This window comes from Rhizobium sp. BK376, assembly GCF_004341625.1.
Lineage (GTDB): Bacteria > Pseudomonadota > Alphaproteobacteria > Rhizobiales > Rhizobiaceae > Rhizobium.
The window spans coordinates 25,488-42,263 of the sequence record NZ_SLZG01000034.1 but is presented as its reverse complement, the minus strand read 5'-3'; the positions used below and the strand labels follow the sequence as shown (position 1 = coordinate 42,263).

Sequence of the window (16,776 nt, the reverse complement as noted above, 5' to 3'; positions counted from 1 at the left end):
TGCACCACATGTCTTTGCGCCAAGGCTTGAGATGGTTCTCAGCCAGCCGGCGACGCACGGTCTCCGAGGACAACTCGTCGTGATCGGTGAGCCGGCTCGTGGCACAACGCATTTTTGAAACTTGTCAACCAGCCATGAATCGTCAGCCAGGCAAGTGCGCACTTTTGACCAGATCAGCCTTACGCTTTGCCGTTTCCAGTCCGATCTCAATAAATGTCCGGGCGTGCTTTGCGAGAGACACGTTGTCGGTCCAAAGATTTCGCCAGATGGCCGTCTTGAGAGACAGCTCTTTATCGACAATCGTAGTCGAAAACGACTCGAAGGTGACGTAATCGCTCCAACCGATAGCAATAAGACCGTCAAATATCGCGGCGAAATCGATGTTGCCTGTTCCGAGGTAGCCGCGGTGGCTTTCACCGATATGAACGTATCCAATCTTATCAGCTGCATGGCGGATCGCCAGGCCAACGTCAGCCTCCTCAATATTCATATGAAACGTATCGAGGTGCAGTAGGACGTTCGAGGCTCCAGTGTCCCTGATATAGGCCATGCCTTGTGCGGCCGTGTTCAGCATATTGCTTTCGAAGCGATTGACGATCTCAAGATTAAGGGTGACGCCGGATGCCTTGGCTCGATCGGCAACTTTCGTCAGGGCGGAGACACTGGTGTCCCAGGCTCTTCTCGTCGGTGCTTGTTCTTGCTTCCCGTGCGCCGAACTAAGGATGCCTGCGAGTTTCGTGCCGCCTAGATCCCGAACAAGTCCGACTGCCCTGTCTAGGATATCTTCGCCATTTCGTACGACCGATGGGTCTGTGCTCGATATATCCCCCTCCGGTGGAAGTCCCATGCTGATTGCAACATCAAGGCCGAGCTCTTGTAGTCTGCCGGCGAGCCACTTCACGTCCACTTGCTGAGGATCAAGATAGGAAAACTCGATCAGCTTGTATCCAAGCTCATGGGTGCGGGTAAGAGCTCTTTCCAGCTCATCTCTAGATGAACCTGCGCTCCAGACGAATGAATGAACACCGATTTTGGACATGTGACGACCGTTCCTTGCTTGCAGTCAGAGTTTGAGGGCCCGCTACAGAAAATTACGCTGAGCGGGTCCCTCGTTTAGGAGGCTCTTAGCGAGCTGCTGTCCAACCCTTGTAATCCTTGATGTTGTCAGCCGTGATCAACTTCGGATCGAGGAGTACCGTCGGCTCTGCGGGCTTTTTGCCGTTCAAGACGTCGACAGCCATCTTCAGGGAGTCGCCGGCCATGGTGTACGGATCCTGCGAGGCGGACGCCTTGATCATCGACTTGCCGCTGGCAAGCGACTTTTCTATATCTGGTGCGCCGTCGACCGAGGTGATGAAGAATTCATTGCGGTTCAGCTGCTTGGCAGCCAGTTCCGCGCCAATACCGGTCGGATCGTTGATCGCAAAAACGGCGTCGATCTTGTCGAAACGTGTCAGGAGACCCTGCATTACTGCGAGGCCACCGTCGCGCGAACCTTGACCGTTCTGATCGTCGGACAGGATCTTGATGTCAGGGCTTTTCGCCAAGACAGCCTTGCAGCCCTGGACCCGGTCAATGATAGACGACGAGGCCGGCCCATTTATTATGACGACGTTGCCCTTACCCTTAAGCTGATCGACGATGTATTGGCAGGCTTCCCCGCCAGCCTTGATGTTGTTGGTCATCACGGTAACGTCAGCGCCCGGTGCGGAAACGTCGAACGCGGCAACGATAACGCCAGCGGCCTGGGCCTTCTTCACGGCGGGTGCGATCGCCTTGGCATCGACGGCGTTCAGCATGATGATATCGACGCCAGCTGCGATGAAGCTATCTATCTGCGAAACCTGCTTGTTCAGGTCATAGTCGGCTGATACCGAGGTCACTTGAACATTCGGATTTATCTTCTTGGCGCTGTCTTCGATACCCTTGATCGTCGCGACAAAGAATGGGTTGCCGAGAAGGCCAACCGAGATCCCGATCTTTTGGAGATCTTTGGCGGCTGCAGGCATCGCAATCGCCGCCGCGAGTGCCGTTCCCATAAGAAGCTTGGAAATCATACGCATATTTTCCTCCTTTGTGGTGGCACTCCCGGCGCACCCCTGTTTCCGGTAAGATTCCGGTCTCTTCAGTCGCACCTCACGTGCGGCTAAGCCCTTTCAACCGATAGCGGTCGAGCGCTACGGCGATGATGATGACAAGTCCTTTGACGATGTACTGCCAGATGTCGGACACGCCGACGAGAATGAGGCCATTGGAGAGCACCGCGATGATGAGCGCTCCGATCAACGTGCCCCAGATTGAGCCGACACCCCCGACGAAGCTGGTCCCGCCAAGGATTACGGCTGCAATGGCGTCGAGTTCATAAGCCTGGCCGAGTTGAAGACCATTCGCGGCGTAGAGGCGAGCAGCTGACATCACACCGCCGAGGCCGGACAAAAGGCCGGACATGGAGTAGACGAACAGCAGGACCAGCGGGACCTTGATGCCGGTCAGTCGGGCGGCTTCGACGTTGCCACCAACGGCATAGATCCAGGTTCCCAGAACGGTGCGTTTCAGCACGAACCACGAAATGACGATCGTCAACAGCGCGATGATCGCAAGCCACGGAACGCCAAAGAAACTTCCGTTTCCAATGAAATCGAACGGCAGGTCTGGGTTGAAGACCGTCGTGTCATTGCCGAGCAGGCGAGCGATGCCGCGCATCGCAGTCAACGACCCGAGGGTGACAATAAATGGCGGCAACTTGAGGAATGCGATGATCCCGCCATTGACGATGCCGCAGGCAAGACCAACGGCGATCGCTGCTGGAATACCGAGCATTCCGACATCTGGAACGAGTGAGACGATGACGCCGATCATGGCGGAAGCTGCAAGGATCGAACCGACCGAAAGATCTATGCCTCCGGTGAGAATGACGAACGTCATGCCTGCGGCGAGCACTGTATTGATGGACGCCTGCTGCATGACAATCGACAGGTTGTTGACGCTCAAAAAGCGGCCACTCAGCAAATGAAATCCGATCGCCAGGATCACCAGGACTGGAAGCATCCCAAGCGCGGTGAGTGTCGATCGAAACCGACTTTTAGTAACCTTGGGCTGCTCAGCGGAAGTTGCGGTCATGATCTCATCCCGTCTTTTGTAATTTCGTGTAGGCTCACGCGACTTCGGCGGCCGAACCCGTCGAAAAGGCCATGATCGCCTCTTGGGTAATAGGTTGATCTGCTGAACCGGTGATAGTTCCCGCGATGCGCCCCTCTCTCATGACCAACACGCGATCAGCGATGCCAATGATTTCAGGCAGGTCGCTGGAAATCACGACGATGGCGATGCCGGTGTGAGCGAGTTCGTCAATGATGCGATATATTTCGGACTTGGCGCCGACGTCGACGCCGCGCGTGGGTTCGTCGAAAATGATGGCACGCGGTTTCGTTTCCAGCAGGCGAGCGATCAATGTCTTCTGTTGATTGCCACCTGACAGTGCGCCGACATTGATGCTCGCGCTTTGTGTTCTGATCGATAGGGAAGAAATCGCGTGCGCTGCCCTGGCTTTTGCGGCCGCAAAGTTCAACACACCCCCTCTCGACGCATCCTTACCAATGACGCCGATGTTGATGTTCTCGTTGATGGTCATATCGAGAAAAAGACCAAGACCTTTGCGGTCTTCCGTCAGGTACGCGATGCCGGCGTCCATCGCATCTCTCGGCCCGGTGATCGTCAGCTCCCGTCCGTCGAGGGAAACGGTACCGGATGTCTTTTGATCGGCCCCAAAGATCAGCCGCGCGAGCTCGGTTCGGCCGGAGCCAACGAGACCGGCAACACCGAGCACTTCTCCGGCGTGTGCATCGAACGAGCAACCATGCACCCGCCGTCCGTCGCCGATATTGCTCACCGACAGGACGGTCTTAGCTTGTCCATCGGACGTTCGATGCTCTTTCTTGTAAAAGGACGATAGGTCGCGACCAACCATCATCGATACAAGTTTTGATGCCGAAAGCTCGCTGCGATCCAAGGTGCCGACGTAGGCGCTGTCACGAAGTACGCTTACGCGGTCAGCGAGTTGGTAGATTTCTTCCATGCGGTGGCTGATATAGATAATAGCAATGCCTTGCGACTTCAGTCCGGCGATGACTTCAAAGAGCCGGTCAGTCTCCCGAGAGGTCAGCGATGTCGTTGGTTCATCCATGACGATAATCCGCGCATTCGTCGTCAATGCCCGCGCGATCTCGACCATCTGCCGCTCACCGAGGGAGAGGTTGGCCACAAGCTGAGTAGGGCCAAACTCAATACCAAGGCGTTTCAAGATCGGTCCGGCGAGCTCTCTTGTGGTCTTCTGGTCGAGCACGCCATATCGCGCCGGCTCTGCTCCAAGAAACAGGTTCTGAGCGACGGTAAGGTTGGGCGCGAGCGATAATTCCTGATAGATAACTGAAATACCGCCCGCTTTGGCGCGGATCGGATCACCGGTTACGATCGGGTGCCCGTCGATTAGAATAGTGCCGCCGGGATCGGCCTTATATGCACCCGATAGCACCTTCATCAACGTGGATTTGCCAGCCCCGTTCTCACCCATGAGCGCGTGAACTTCACCAGCGTGAACGGCCAACGACACGTTTGATAGAGCTTTCGCGTTGCCGAAGGTCTTGCTGATATTCCGCATCTCGAGAACGGGTGCGCCGACAACGGCCTCGCTCATTGTCGTTTTCATGCCAGAAGCTCCTTCTTCTCAGCTTCGCCCTGCCGAGCCTGATCAATCTCGATCAAACCTCGCCACGCCCGCCGATAAGCATCCAGGCCAAACACGTCCGCCGAAGCCACAGCCTTTGTCTCGTCGGGAAAAGGCTTTCCGCCAATCTGCTCGAACACCAGAGCAGCAGCACCAAACGCGCTGCCCTCGGCATTAGCGCTCGTAAAGACAGCTTGTCCGGGACGCAGTGCCGCAAGCAGACCAGCAAACAGGCCGGTCTTAACGAGACCGCCGTCAATAACGATCGGGTTGCTTGAGCGGATCAAGTCAAGCGAATGATCGGTCATCAGCACGACATAGATAAGTGCTGCCGCCGCCCGCTCCTCATCACTTGGCTCAGGGCCAACGAAACGACCTTCAGCGCCCGGAAACGGCCCGCCCGGGGCGAACGAGGGGAGAGCAAATATGCCTTTTGCGATGACCGAGGAAATGGATTGGGAAGATATCGATTTCGACCAGCCAAATCTCGCGATGTCGAACTCGCGCCCTCCCATGAAGCGGATCGTTGGCGCTGGCCGATGCTCCACTGTGACGTTCGCAAGCATGTCTCGTGTTTTGTCCAGCGCACTTAGCGGGCACGACGAATTGAAGATGACTACCCAAGTGCCGGTTGAGACGAGTGTGAAATCTGTAAAACCGAGCGATCGGTAGTAGTGGAGAGCCGAATTACTATCATGAACGCCATTATGGACCGCGATGTCTGCAACCGCTCCGCCTTCAAGCTCGATATGATACGTACCGAGCTGCTCACCAGCCTTCGCGAAACCGGGCATCTTGTCCCGCCAACCCTGGCGATCCACCAAGCTACTGAAGTCGTCTGCCAAGGGGGCCCACAGATGGGAGTGACAGCCGAGATAAGAAACCTCAGAAGCCTTTCGACCCGAGAACCGCCAAGACCAAAATTGCGGATAGGAGAGGATCGTATCCGTATTGTCGACGAGTGCAGGGTCTCTCTCTTTCAGCCACAGAATATGTCGCCCGTAATTGAAACCAAGAGGCAGGATTGGCGAATAGGTTTCCGAGTAGTCCGGTATGAGCGCGTCGATCTTCCGCGCGATCTCGAGCGGTGGTTCTTGCTCGTAATCAAGGATGGGATGGGAAAGTTCGTTTCCGGCCACGAGTGCGAAGGTGCAGCCGTGCCCTGAGAACATAACTCTACCGACATCGTGATCCGCGACGGCGGACGCCAATGCGCTGCGCATCCACTCAAACAGCGCAGCGTCGTCCAGGACGCGAATGCCATTGCTATCGTGCCATCGTGGTTTCGTGCGGCTCTGATCCAGTACGCGTCCCTCAGGCGACAGCACAAACAGCTTCGAGTTTGTCTTTCCCAGATCAAAAACGGCAATTGCAGCGCGGGCGGTCAATTCTGTCCTCCCACGGTCGCAATCATAATAGTGATACCAGCGTCTTCGAGCATTTTCGCTCCGGTGTCGGAAAGCCCATCGTCAATGACGATCGTCCCGATCCGCGACAACGGCAACACGATGTTGCGAGGCTGAATTGAGAGTTTACGACTGTCGGCAAGAAGGATGATCTCGTCGGCGCATTCACTCAGTTCTCTGATCGCCTTGGTCAGCAAGGGGTGGGATTCAAGTAGACCATCACTACTGATCCCTTGGGTTCCAACGAAGAAACGCGACGCAAAAAAGCTCGGAACGCCACCCGACGGGTCGTGGACAATTCCCGGCTCACGGTACAGCTCACCGCCGGCGAGTGTCAGGTGACAACTACCATGCTCGCCAAGATAGGCGGCCAGCGGCATCGAATTTGTATAAAGGCGGACATTGCGTCGCGCCAGTTTGATGCCGAGTTGATAACAGGTTGAACCAGCATGCACGATGATGGAGTCACCATCACGCACCAGGCCTGCGGCAAGTTCGGCAATAGCTCGCTTTGCTTCAACAGCAATGTCCCGGTTTTCGTCATAGGGCTTGGCCGAAAGCCGCGTCGCGCCGCCTGCCTCATTGGCCGAGATCCCGCCGTAGACTTTTCGCGCTTTGCCAATCTCGTGAAGCTTGTCGATATCACGACGAATGGTCGCGGGAGATACGCCCAAGCGTTCCTGCAGGTCACGAACACTCGCGAACGGCGTCTCACGCAACAGATCTGTGATCATCCGGTGACGATCGGAGTCGTTCAACGTAGCCTCCCACTGGCGCTTCTCCCTGCGCCTTTGATTAACAATAATCACAATGGAGCTCATCTAGCAAGATATTAGATGCAGAAACTTCATCATTGACGATATATGATCACGTTTATAGGATTGGGCGGAAAGTTTGATCACCCAACCCCGGGTGGCTTCCGCATGCGAATGAACAGGAGGAGGAAGCGCTAAAATGACCACCATTGGCGATATCACCGAGACTAAGGAGTTCGCGCGGTTTCTCCAGCTTTCAAATCAGGTCGGGTCGGACATCCTGAAGACGCAAGGAGCCGGAGGTAACACATCGATTAAAGCGGAAGGGGTGATGTGGGTGAAAGCGTCAGGGACATGGCTCGCCCATGCCGGGGAGCGCGACATCATGGTTCCTGTTGTCGTCGACCCGTTGGTGGACGCATTGCGTCAAGGCGATCCGAGGGCCGAGAAGTCAATTGACTTCGTTGTCGCGGATCTCAACACCAGTGGCTTACGCCCTTCAATTGAAACGAGTTTTCATGCCGCGCTGATCAATTCGGTAGTAGCCCACTATCACTGCGTGAACACAATCGCCTTATCCGTACTGGAGCGTCGTGAGGAACTGCTGGCCGAAAGGATGGCCAGGATACCCGACTTGCCTTGGACCACGATACCTTATCGTCGACCCGGAACACCGCTTGCGCTCGAAATTGACAAGGTTGCTAAGGCTCGGCCAGTGGTGCTCACACTCTTCAATCACGGAATCATTGTTTGTGGTGACAATGTCGAGCAAGTTGCCGACAGAGTGGAACAGGTGGCGGCGGCTTTGTCGATCACACCCAGGAAAACACCCGATCCCGACATGACGGCCCTTGCCGCGATCGCGGAAGGGTCAGATTATCACCCTGCCTCGGATGCAGGCAGCCATAAGACCGCCCTCTGCCCCATCAGTATGGCTTTCGCACTTGGCGGTTCGATGTACCCTGACCATGTAATCTTCCTAGGCACGAAGATCGGGGTCCTCGACGATGATCGGTCGGCGATCGAGTTTGCTCAAAGTTACGCAGACAAAGGGGAAGAGGCGCCCAAAATTATACTCGTCCCCGGCGTCGGCGTCTTGCTCTCGGGAACTTTGACGCAAGGTGGCGAAGCGATGGCGCGATGCCTAGCCGAAGTTGTAACCCGTATTCCTGAAGGGGAGAAAGTGAGCTATCTCACTGCCGAGCAGGAATACGAATTGACGCACTGGGAGGCCGAACAATATCGGCAAGCGCTCGATCGTAAAGCAGCGGGAATGACAGCCTGATGGCAATTTCCGAAGAAGCGATTGCCATCGGTCTGGACATTGGAACCTCTGGCGCCCGGGCAGTCGCGGTGAATGCCGCTGGTGAAGCAATCGCTTTGACCGAAGCGCGATTTAATAATCCTCACGAAGCTCGCCGGCCCGATGTATGGTGGGAACGTATATCTCACTGCCTGGAGGAATTGTCGCGGACTACCGATTTAGGTGCCGTTGAAGGCATAGCCGTTGACGGCACCTCTGGCACTGTTTTGTCGCTTGACAGACATGGTCAGGCCCTGGGCGAAGTCCTGATGTACAATGATCCTTGTCCGGACGATGACATCGTACGGCGGATCGCTGCGACAGCGCCCTCAGACAGCCCGGCGCGAGGATCCAATTCCGGCCTTGCTCGCTCGATTTACCTGTCGCGAGCGCCAGGTGCCTGCCACGTTGTCCATCAGGCGGACTGGATCTTGATGAAGCTTGGTCAACCGTCGATGGTGTCGGATGAGAACAATGCCTTGAAGTCAGGATATGATCTCCAGCGACAAATGTGGCCGGAGTGGGTCGAGCTCGCGGGAATGGACGTTGGTAAGTTTCCATCCGTCAAGCCCGCTGGGGAGCGACTTACGGAAATTGAGGGATACGCCAGGACAATGGGCGTTCCTGCATCATGCCATTTTCACGCTGGAACAACAGACGGCTGTGCGTCCTTTCTTGCGACCGGGGCTTCGGAAATCGGGGATGGCGTTACAGCGCTTGGCTCAACGATTGTGCTCAAGCTCGCATCTGATCGGCCAATCAACGCGCCGGAATATGGTGTCTATGCTCACCGTGTCCTCGATTTCTGGCTCATAGGTGGAGCATCCAACAGTGGCGGAGCCGTCATTCGCTTCCTCGTCGGCGATGAACGTCTTTCAGAATTGACGGAGCGCCTTCGCCCGGATCGGCCGACGGGTCTCGACTATTACCCCTTGTTGAAACCCGGCGAGCGATTTCCAATAAACGATCCCACCTACCCTCCTCGCCTTACACCAAGACCGCATGACGATGCGGAATTCTTTCAAGCTATTTTGGAAGGCATGACCGAGATTGAGCGTTTGGGGTACGCGCGTCTTCGATCGCTTGGCGGGCCTCAGTTGCGAAGCATTCGAACTGTCGGCGGTGGAGCCAAGAACCAGGTCTGGGCTAGAATGAGAGCCGAAGCTCTCGGGATCGATCTGGTGCAGCCAAAGTCGGCCGACGCCGCCGTCGGGACTGCCTCTCTGATTTTGGCAAGGCGAAGGACAGCCGAGTGATAACCGTTCCGCGAATAACTCTCGATGCGCTTATCGAGTTATACGACGTGTTCTTCATTGACCAGTTCGGGGTCCTCCGGGACGATCGCGGTGCCTACGACGGCTCAACCTCGGCATTGCAACGGGTGAAAGATGCGGGCAAGACTGTTGTGATCCTTTCCAATTCGGGCCGAAGCGGAGAATACAACGCGAAACGCCTCGTTAAGCTGGGGTTTTCGGCATCGAGCTTTGATCATTTCGTGACATCCGGGGACGTCGCCTTTTCGATTCTGTCCGCGGCGGATTCACCGATCAAGTCAGGGGCTCTATGTTTCACGATCTCGAGTGGCGATGATACCAACCTTGCGGAACGGTTGGGTTTGAAGGTCGCCAAGACGGCATTGGAAGCGGACTTACTGGTGATATCGGGCAGCGAGGCCGAACGCATTTCGATGGATGACTATCGGCAGCTCCTTCAACCTGCGGCGCAGCGGCAGCTGCCGTGTTTTTGCACGAATCCTGACATTCATAAACTTGTGGGTGGATCGATCGCTCCAGGCGCTGGCAGTATCGCCAAGCTCTATGAGTCACTCGGCGGCGACGTCCGATGGCTCGGGAAGCCGTATCGCGAAATATATGATTTCGCCCTCACGCTGGCATCCGCAGCCGACCGTCGGCAGGTCGTCTGTATCGGTGACAGTCTTGAGCACGATATTCTTGGCGCACAAGGCGTGGGGCTTGCATCCGTCCTTGTCCAGACGGGTGTGTTGTCTTCTTCCACGGAGGCAGAAAGGCAGGATCTGTTTCTGTCCGTGGCGACCCCAACATATCTCTTGAGTGCTTTTCGCTAGAACTGACTGATCTGACCGAAGGCTTCAGCATAGGCTTGCCTTGCCCAGCCGCGGCTGAGTCCCATGCCAATTTTTGGCCCTCTTTGGCTAGTTCCTAATCGCAAGAGCTACGAGATCGATGCCGTCCCACACGACGGCGACAATGATCTCGGCGAAATCGAATTTTGCAGCAAGCTGCTGCAAAATTGGCTGGCGGTCGCGCGACTATCTTGCCGGGATCGGCACGTCGCTATAGAGCTACGCGGATCTGGTGCAAATCACTTCTGCGAGCTCGTGGCTCACTGATCCGGATGCGTTCCCAGACCCACTCTCACCGATCTTTGTCCTTACCGTTCGCTGACCTCCTCACACGCCGACGATCCGTCCTCGCCGCAGCTCAGCGCATGCTAAGCCGCGGCGAGACCGGAATCCCTGTAATTCTCATTCTTCGTCATCATCGCCCAGATTGACCGAGCCATTTTGTTTGCGAGAGCGATCGCAACAAGCATGCGAGGTTTGCGCTCCAGCATGCGTGCCAGCCATGCGTTCTCGGGCGGAGCTTTGCGGCTTGCCCATCGGATCACCGTCATCGCCCCGATAATAACAAGCCGTCGGATGTCGCGCTGGCCCATCTTGGACGTTCGGCCTAGCACTTGCTTCCCACCGCTCGAATGCTGTTTAGGCGCCAAGCCGAGCCAAGCGGCAAAGGCTCGCCCCTTTCGGAATGTTGTCGTCGTGGGAGCGAAGGCCTCGATGGCCATGGCGGTGATCGGCCCCATCCCGGGCATGGGCATCAATCGGGTTGTGTTCTCAGAGCGTTTTGCTTCCGACCTGAGCGCTTTCTCCAAACTGGCAATTCGACGTCGCACTCGGAGATCCTCTACCGGATGCATTCGAGCGCGCGGTGCTTCGAATTCGATCTATCGACGCAGACATGCATGGCCTGGCGCGACTGCCACATCAAGGAACCCTTCGGCCTGAACTCGGCTCGGGCATGGGTCAGGTCACAAGGAATCAGGCTGTGTTTTATTTTGAGGTTGATGATGCGATCGGTTCCTTCGCATCCTGGCGGTCTTCTTCGGGCGACAGGACGACAGACGTTATATGCTGATGCGCATGTCCTCACAAAGTCCGACTCCATAAGGGTCGGCGCCGAGCTCTGGGACTGCTGCGCGAGCGCGTAATGTCTACATCGGGAGATTGGTCTGCGGGACCGGAATGATCAGGTTTCGACGAGGTCCTCTTTGTCCATCGATGTCTGCTGGTCGGAGAGAGCCTCCCTCAGCGCCAACTCCGCCATGGCCAGAGCGGCATCACGGGTCCGGGCAGCGGCAATGAAGCGGCCATTGTGGCAAAAGCTCGCGCCCGCTATGCCACAAGCCGCCTCCAGATCATCGCCAGTAAGTCCTGCCCAGGCTGCCGGCAGATCGGCCCGCAGTTCGAACCCCTCATCCGCGCGGCGGATACCGGTCAGGCACCAGTCCTTTTCCCGCGGATGGACGACAAATAGCAAGTGGTCGGCGCCGGACTTCACAACAGCCGGACGGAACGGCATGCCGATCGGAAGCTCCAGTACGCGCCCTTCTCCCGTATTCAAGATTGCCTGGAGCACAAGTTTCTCGGCCCGCGATTTTGCGGCGATTTGGGCAATCTTTGCCTCAACGAAACACCGGGCGACGGCGAGCGCCGCATGAAACGCGCGATCGTCGGCCTCAACGTCGGGCTCGTCGAAAACCGGTTTTAACGTTTCCAGAAGAGCCGGCAGCGTGAGCCCTGCCAGCGGCCCTGCCGTTGCGGGGCTGAGGGCGCCATTATCGACCAGATCGATGGGCAGGACGAAGCCGGCATCGAAAGAGCCATGGATCGCCTCGATATCCTCTCTGGGAAGGCCCGAAGCGACCAGATAATCGTGACCATAATGTTTCCAGATCAATCCGAACGAACTGTAAGGCTGGCCATCGTCGCGCAACGGCGCGCCGCGCTGATGATGATCGAAGATGTGCGCTGCTGCATCGTAGACGCCGCCCACATCATAGACGATGCGATCCTGGGCTGGGGATGTCCATTCCCGTTCTCGGCTACGGATCAGACGCGCCCGTGGGAAAAGTCGGGTCAAGATGACGCTGGACAGCAATTCGTCGGCATGGAAGCCACCGGAATGGGTTACGAGAAAATCTGGGATCATGCCGGGACGCACTCTGTTGTCTGAAGAGAATATGCTGATGGTCTGCACCAGATAGCCCTTGTCGGGCACGACCTCAACCCAAAACGGCCCAGTCAGACAGAGGAGGCAGCTTTCGACTCGCTCAAGGTCCGCATTTTCCTGCTGGCAGGCTATCGACTTTGTGCACGTCGAAGGAGGCTTACGCCCGTTACCAGACACTCGCGCGCCGAGGCAAGACAGGAGCGATTTCATCGAGGCTCCCTTCATTATTTTGGCTTCATGAGCCCCGACGACAGCGGTGGGGACGTTTTTCGTGCACGTCTCCGCGCTAGCCGGTGACGCAACTGAGCATCTTGCGGAAAGGCTTTTGTCGCGGATCGAACGGGTGCTCAGGCTAAGGCTATGTATTGCTCCTGAACGGACTCGAACGGCATTCCGAGCCCCGGCTTCGGTCTCCTCGGCAGCGAGATCGTCCATGGGAATACAGTTTATCTCAGCCGACGAGTATTGGATTGGGCTTAGCGAAGTGGCAGGCAGCGCGCTGGCCGGGCGCAACTTCAGTAAGGGGTGGCCGCTCGGTGCGACAAATGTCCTTGGCGAGCGGACAGCGTGTATGAAAGGCACAACCTGACGGCATATTGGTCGGGCTAGGAACGTCACCTTCCAGAATTATGCGCCGGCTCTTCTTATCTGGATCAGGCTCGGGCGCCGCCGACAGCAGCGCCTGGGTGTAGGGGTGCTGGCGCGCGCCATAGACCGATTTTTTTGGTCCGATCTCGACGATGCGGCCGAGATACATCACCGCGACACGATCGGCGATGTGACGGACAACGGCAAGGTCGTGCGCGATGAACAGAAAGGAAAAGCCCTTCTGCTCCTGGAGATCCTGCATCAGATTGATGATCTGCGCCTGAACCGATACGTCGAGGGCGGAGACAGGCTCGTCGGCCACGATGAAGCTCGGATCGACGGAAATTGCCCGAGCGATGCCGATGCGCTGCCGTTGGCCGCCGGAAAACTGACGCGGGTAGCGATCCATGAATTGTGGCGGCAGGCCAACCTGGGTGAGTAGCTCGGCAACACGATCCCGCCGCTCCTTGCTAGACTTCACCAGCCCGAATGCATCGAGCGGCTCGGCGATGATCTGGGCGATCGATCGCCGCGGGCTAAGCGAACCGTAAGGGTCCTGGAACACCATCTGCGCCTTGCGGCGAACATCATGCATACCATGGCGCGAAAGGGCAGTGATATCCTGCCCGTCATACTCGAGCTTGCCGCTCGTGGGGTCGATCAATCTTAGAAGCAGCCGCCCGAGCGTCGATTTTCCGCAGCCGGATTCGCCGACCAGTGCCAGGGTCTCCCCGCGCATGATTTCAAAGCTGACATCGTCGACGGCGCGAACAACTTCCCTTGCCTTACCGAAAGAGACTGGGCCACCGTCCGAAAACACTTTGCTTACGCCTTCCGCGCGCAGGATCGCATTCACTGGACGGTCTCCTTCTTCCTGTTCCCGGACAAAGCATCGGCCGTTACCCAGCACGCAGCCCGATGCGAGGAGCCGAAGGAAAACATTGGCGGCACCTCCGTCGCGCACTTGTCGGCACGCAGCGGACAACGCGAATAGAAGGGGCAGCCGGTCTTTATCGTCCCTGCCGGCGGCACCGAACCCGGTATCTGGAAGAGCCGCGCGCGATCATCGTCGACTCGCGGAATGGATTGCAGCAGCGCGCGCGTGTAGGGATGGCTTGGAGAGCGAAAGATCGAGCGCACATCCGCATCCTCGACGACACGACCGGCATACATAACGATGACGCGTTCGCAGACGTCGGCGATCACGCCAAGATCATGCGAGATCAGGAGGACGGCCGTATTTAATGTCTTGCGGATCTTGTGCATGAGATCCAGCACTTGCGCCTGGATCGTAACGTCGAGCGCCGTTGTGGGCTCATCCGCAATCAGAAGTTTCGGACTGCAGGCGACGGCCATGGCGATCATGACGCGCTGGCGCATCCCGCCCGAAAACTGGTGCGGGTAGGCATCGAGCCTCCCTTCCGGGTTGGGGATGCCGACAAGCTTCAACAGCTCGATCGTCCGGGCTCGCCGCTCGCTTCCGCCAAGCGACGAATGCAGCATGATCGCTTCGCCGATCTGTTTTCCAATGGTCATGACCGGATTGAGCGAGCTCATCGGCTCCTGGAAGATCATCGCAATGTCGCGGCCCCGTATCTCGGGCATTTTTGAGGCCGGAAGATCGAGCAGGTTGACCCCGTTGAATTCGACGCTGCCCTCGGCGATGCGACAAGGTGGTTCGGGGACAAGGCGCATGATCGATAGCGAGGTCATGGATTTTCCCGATCCCGATTCACCGACAATGCCGACAGCGCCGCCGGCTTCGATCTCAAAGCTGACGCCGTCGATGATCCGGATCGCCCCGTCCTTTGCACCAACATCGACCGCGAGATTTTCGACTTTCAGCAAGGGAGCATTCATTGCGCCGTCTCCGGGTCCAGAATATCGCGAACGGCGTCGCCGAGAAGGTTGAACGCCAGCACGACGCAGGTGATGGCAAAGCCGGCGCTGATGATCGGCCAGGACGAGCCGAACATATTATTGAGCCCATCACGGATGATGTTGCCCCAGCTCGGATTTGGCGGTTGGGTGCCGATGCCGAGAAAGCTCAAGGCGGCTTCGAGACGGATCGCGGATGCGACCCACAGTGTCATCAGCACCACAATCGGTGCGGCAATGTTCGGTATGATGTGTCGAAAGATGATTAGCGGCGTGCCGACGCCGGCGGCAACCGCGGCCTCGATGAACGGTTCCTGTTTGACCGAAAGCGTGGATGCACGGGAAACGCGAGCAAAGCCGGGAATGAAGGCGACGGTGATGACGGCAACGATATTCCAGAATCCGCCGCCAAGAACGGCTGCGATGATGATAGCCAGAAGCAGCTCCGGAAAGGCCAGCAACATATCGACAACGCGCGAGATGAGGCGGTCGACCGTGCCGCCGAAATAGCCAGCGGTGACCCCAAGCGTCGTCCCGAAGATTGCCGCGAGAATTGGCGAAACGAGACCGAAGATCAGCGAGTTGCGTGAGCCGAAAATCATGCGGGACAGAACGTCGCGACCGAACTGATCTGTTCCGAGCCAATGTTGGGCCGAGGGTCCCTTGTTGATCGCAAGGAAGCTCTGCGCGAGGGGATCGTAAGGTGCGATGAAGGGAGCAAGCACGGCGACTACAAGAAATACCAAAACGAGTAAAATGGCGAAAATCGTCGACCACCGGCCGAACAGGAAATGGCGAAGATTGTCGGAAAGCCGAGGAGCCGGCGCAATTTCGATGACGTTGCGGTCGATGGATAGGCTCATGACTTGACCCTCACTCTCGGATCGACGGCAATGTAGAGGAGGTCCATCGCCAGGTTGACGAGAACGACGAACATCGCAAAGACGATGATGCCGCCCTGGATTACCGCGTAGTCGCGTTCCGCGATGGCATTGATCAGCAGCTTGCCGATGCCGGGCCGATTGAAGACCATCTCGATGGCTACCGAGCCGGAAAGGGTCGTAAGCAGACTGAGGCCCATACCCGTTGTCAGCGGCAGCAGGGCATTTCGCAATCCATGGCGATAGATGACGCGCGTCTCGCGGGCGCCCTTCGCGCGGGCGGTCCTGACATAATCTTTGCCCAGCACTTCCAGCAGCGAAGTCCGGGTCAGCCTGCCGATGAAGGCAGCCTTGACCAGGGCAAGCGTCAGCGCAGGGAGAAAGTCATGATACAGGCGATCGAGAAACCCGGTGCCGCCGCCATTGATCGGGAACCATCCGAGATTGAGGGCGAAGACGATCAGCAGCAGCGCGCCGAGATAGAAATCGGGAATGGCGTAGCCGAGTAGCGAGAAAGCGCGCATGCCGGAGTCCGGCGCACGGTTGCGATGCGTTGCCGCCAACACCCCGAAGGGCACGCCGACCACGGTTCCCATGATCATCGCCACGATCGTCAGTTCGATCGTGTAAGGCAGATTATAGGCGATAAGGCCGAGCACCGATTGATTGGTCATCATCGACTTTCCAAAATCGAGCCGACAGGCATTGATGACGAACTGGATGTATTGCAGCCAAAGCGGCGCGCTCAGCCCCATTTTCTCGCGGAATGCCGCAAGCTGGTCGGCAGTCGCCATATCGCCCAGCGCTGCGATTGCCGGATCGCCGGGCAGTATCCGCATCGCGATGAAGACAAGCGTCAGGACCAACAGGACGGTGGGTATGGCGTCCAACAGTCTGAGCAGTAAATATCGAGCCATGCTTCTCTTTTCCTCCCATCACCGTTCGAAAGCCCCTCCGCTTTCTCGTGGTGA

General features: G+C 57.3%; 14 protein-coding genes and 1 pseudogene. 3 read left to right on the top strand and 12 right to left on the bottom strand.

Annotated elements, in window-relative coordinates:
• Positions 1 to 142: 142 nt before the first annotated feature.
• The 6 genes from EV561_RS33345 to EV561_RS33320 all read right to left on the bottom strand — a co-directional run bounded on the left by EV561_RS33345 (position 143) and on the right by EV561_RS33320 (position 6,887).
• On the bottom strand, positions 143 to 1,039 hold the full coding sequence (locus EV561_RS33345; RefSeq protein WP_132528176.1) for a sugar phosphate isomerase/epimerase: 897 nt from the start codon (positions 1,037 to 1,039) through the stop codon (positions 143 to 145).
• Positions 1,040 to 1,124: 85 nt separating this feature from the next.
• Positions 1,125 to 2,063 (bottom strand): ABC transporter substrate-binding protein, encoded by a 939-nt coding sequence (locus EV561_RS33340; protein WP_132528175.1) that lies wholly within the window; start codon positions 2,061 to 2,063, stop codon positions 1,125 to 1,127.
• Positions 2,064 to 2,136: 73 nt separating this feature from the next.
• Positions 2,137 to 3,120, bottom strand: a complete 984-nt coding sequence (locus EV561_RS33335) for a ribose ABC transporter permease (RefSeq protein ID WP_132528174.1) — start codon at positions 3,118 to 3,120, stop codon at positions 2,137 to 2,139.
• A 34-nt stretch (positions 3,121 to 3,154) separates the two neighbouring features.
• Positions 3,155 to 4,705, bottom strand: a complete 1,551-nt coding sequence (locus EV561_RS33330; protein ID WP_165928014.1) for a sugar ABC transporter ATP-binding protein — start codon at positions 4,703 to 4,705, stop codon at positions 3,155 to 3,157.
• Positions 4,702 to 6,111: a carbohydrate kinase gene (locus EV561_RS33325; RefSeq protein ID WP_132528173.1), complete on the bottom strand. Its 1,410-nt coding sequence runs from the start codon at positions 6,109 to 6,111 to the stop codon at positions 4,702 to 4,704. The genes EV561_RS33330 and EV561_RS33325 overlap by 4 nt, the downstream gene beginning before the upstream one ends.
• The gene (locus EV561_RS33320; protein ID WP_132528172.1) at positions 6,108 to 6,887 is read right to left on the bottom strand and encodes a DeoR/GlpR family DNA-binding transcription regulator; all 780 of its coding nucleotides are present in this window, start codon (positions 6,885 to 6,887) and stop codon (positions 6,108 to 6,110) included. Before EV561_RS33320 ends, EV561_RS33325 begins: the two co-directional genes overlap by 4 nt.
• A gap of 196 nt (positions 6,888 to 7,083) precedes the next feature.
• On the opposite strand from EV561_RS33320, the gene EV561_RS33315 reads away from it, so the two are divergent.
• Genes EV561_RS33315 through EV561_RS33305 form a run of 3 tightly spaced genes read left to right on the top strand, consistent with a single transcriptional unit; the run spans position 7,084 to position 10,273 of the window.
• Positions 7,084 to 8,169: a class II aldolase/adducin family protein gene (locus tag EV561_RS33315; RefSeq protein WP_132528171.1), complete on the top strand. Its 1,086-nt coding sequence runs from the start codon at positions 7,084 to 7,086 to the stop codon at positions 8,167 to 8,169.
• Positions 8,169 to 9,443 carry an FGGY-family carbohydrate kinase gene (locus tag EV561_RS33310; protein ID WP_132528170.1) on the top strand — a complete coding sequence of 425 codons (1,275 nt, stop codon included), beginning with the start codon at positions 8,169 to 8,171 and terminating at the stop codon, positions 9,441 to 9,443. The genes EV561_RS33315 and EV561_RS33310 overlap by 1 nt, the downstream gene beginning before the upstream one ends.
• A complete protein-coding gene (locus EV561_RS33305) occupies positions 9,440 to 10,273 on the top strand; it encodes a TIGR01459 family HAD-type hydrolase (RefSeq protein ID WP_132528169.1) in 834 nt (277 codons plus the stop codon). Before EV561_RS33310 ends, EV561_RS33305 begins: the two co-directional genes overlap by 4 nt.
• A 386-nt stretch (positions 10,274 to 10,659) precedes the next feature.
• Here the strand turns inward: EV561_RS33305 and EV561_RS33300 are convergent.
• From EV561_RS33300 to EV561_RS33270, 6 genes and pseudogenes are all read right to left on the bottom strand, one after another.
• Positions 10,660 to 11,112: pseudogene (locus tag EV561_RS33300) on the bottom strand (transposase); the annotation flags it as partial.
• Positions 11,113 to 11,474: 362 nt separating this feature from the next.
• Positions 11,475 to 12,437 carry an MYG1 family protein gene (locus EV561_RS33290; protein ID WP_132528178.1) on the bottom strand — a complete coding sequence of 321 codons (963 nt, stop codon included), beginning with the start codon at positions 12,435 to 12,437 and terminating at the stop codon, positions 11,475 to 11,477.
• A gap of 472 nt (positions 12,438 to 12,909) precedes the next feature.
• On the bottom strand, positions 12,910 to 13,890 hold the full coding sequence (locus EV561_RS33285; protein WP_281026233.1) for a dipeptide ABC transporter ATP-binding protein: 981 nt from the start codon (positions 13,888 to 13,890) through the stop codon (positions 12,910 to 12,912).
• A gap of 8 nt (positions 13,891 to 13,898) precedes the next feature.
• On the bottom strand, positions 13,899 to 14,906 hold the full coding sequence (locus EV561_RS33280) for an ABC transporter ATP-binding protein (protein WP_132528167.1): 1,008 nt from the start codon (positions 14,904 to 14,906) through the stop codon (positions 13,899 to 13,901).
• Positions 14,903 to 15,787, bottom strand: coding sequence for an ABC transporter permease (locus tag EV561_RS33275; protein ID WP_132528166.1), 885 nt, complete (start codon positions 15,785 to 15,787; stop codon positions 14,903 to 14,905). Before EV561_RS33275 ends, EV561_RS33280 begins: the two co-directional genes overlap by 4 nt.
• Positions 15,784 to 16,722, bottom strand: coding sequence for an ABC transporter permease (locus EV561_RS33270; protein ID WP_132528165.1), 939 nt, complete (start codon positions 16,720 to 16,722; stop codon positions 15,784 to 15,786). The genes EV561_RS33275 and EV561_RS33270 overlap by 4 nt, the downstream gene beginning before the upstream one ends.
• Positions 16,723 to 16,776 lie beyond the last annotated feature (54 nt).

What these genes read in the sequence shown, in the direction of transcription:
- EV561_RS33280 (WP_132528167.1), bottom strand. Translation starts at nt 14,906, where the DNA reads ATGAATGCTCCCTTGCTGAAAGTCGAAAATCTCGCGGTCGATGTTGGT.
- EV561_RS33270 (WP_132528165.1), bottom strand. Translation starts at nt 16,722, where the DNA reads ATGGCTCGATATTTACTGCTCAGACTGTTGGACGCCATACCCACCGTC.
- EV561_RS33335 (WP_132528174.1), bottom strand. Translation starts at nt 3,120, where the DNA reads ATGACCGCAACTTCCGCTGAGCAGCCCAAGGTTACTAAAAGTCGGTTT.
- EV561_RS33290 (WP_132528178.1), bottom strand. Translation starts at nt 12,437, where the DNA reads ATGATCCCAGATTTTCTCGTAACCCATTCCGGTGGCTTCCATGCCGAC.
- EV561_RS33310 (WP_132528170.1), top strand. Translation starts at nt 8,169, where the DNA reads ATGGCAATTTCCGAAGAAGCGATTGCCATCGGTCTGGACATTGGAACC.
- EV561_RS33345 (WP_132528176.1), bottom strand. Translation starts at nt 1,039, where the DNA reads ATGTCCAAAATCGGTGTTCATTCATTCGTCTGGAGCGCAGGTTCATCT.
- EV561_RS33275 (WP_132528166.1), bottom strand. Translation starts at nt 15,787, where the DNA reads ATGAGCCTATCCATCGACCGCAACGTCATCGAAATTGCGCCGGCTCCT.
- EV561_RS33330 (WP_165928014.1), bottom strand. Translation starts at nt 4,705, where the DNA reads ATGAAAACGACAATGAGCGAGGCCGTTGTCGGCGCACCCGTTCTCGAG.
- EV561_RS33315 (WP_132528171.1), top strand. Translation starts at nt 7,084, where the DNA reads ATGACCACCATTGGCGATATCACCGAGACTAAGGAGTTCGCGCGGTTT.
- EV561_RS33340 (WP_132528175.1), bottom strand. Translation starts at nt 2,063, where the DNA reads ATGCGTATGATTTCCAAGCTTCTTATGGGAACGGCACTCGCGGCGGCG.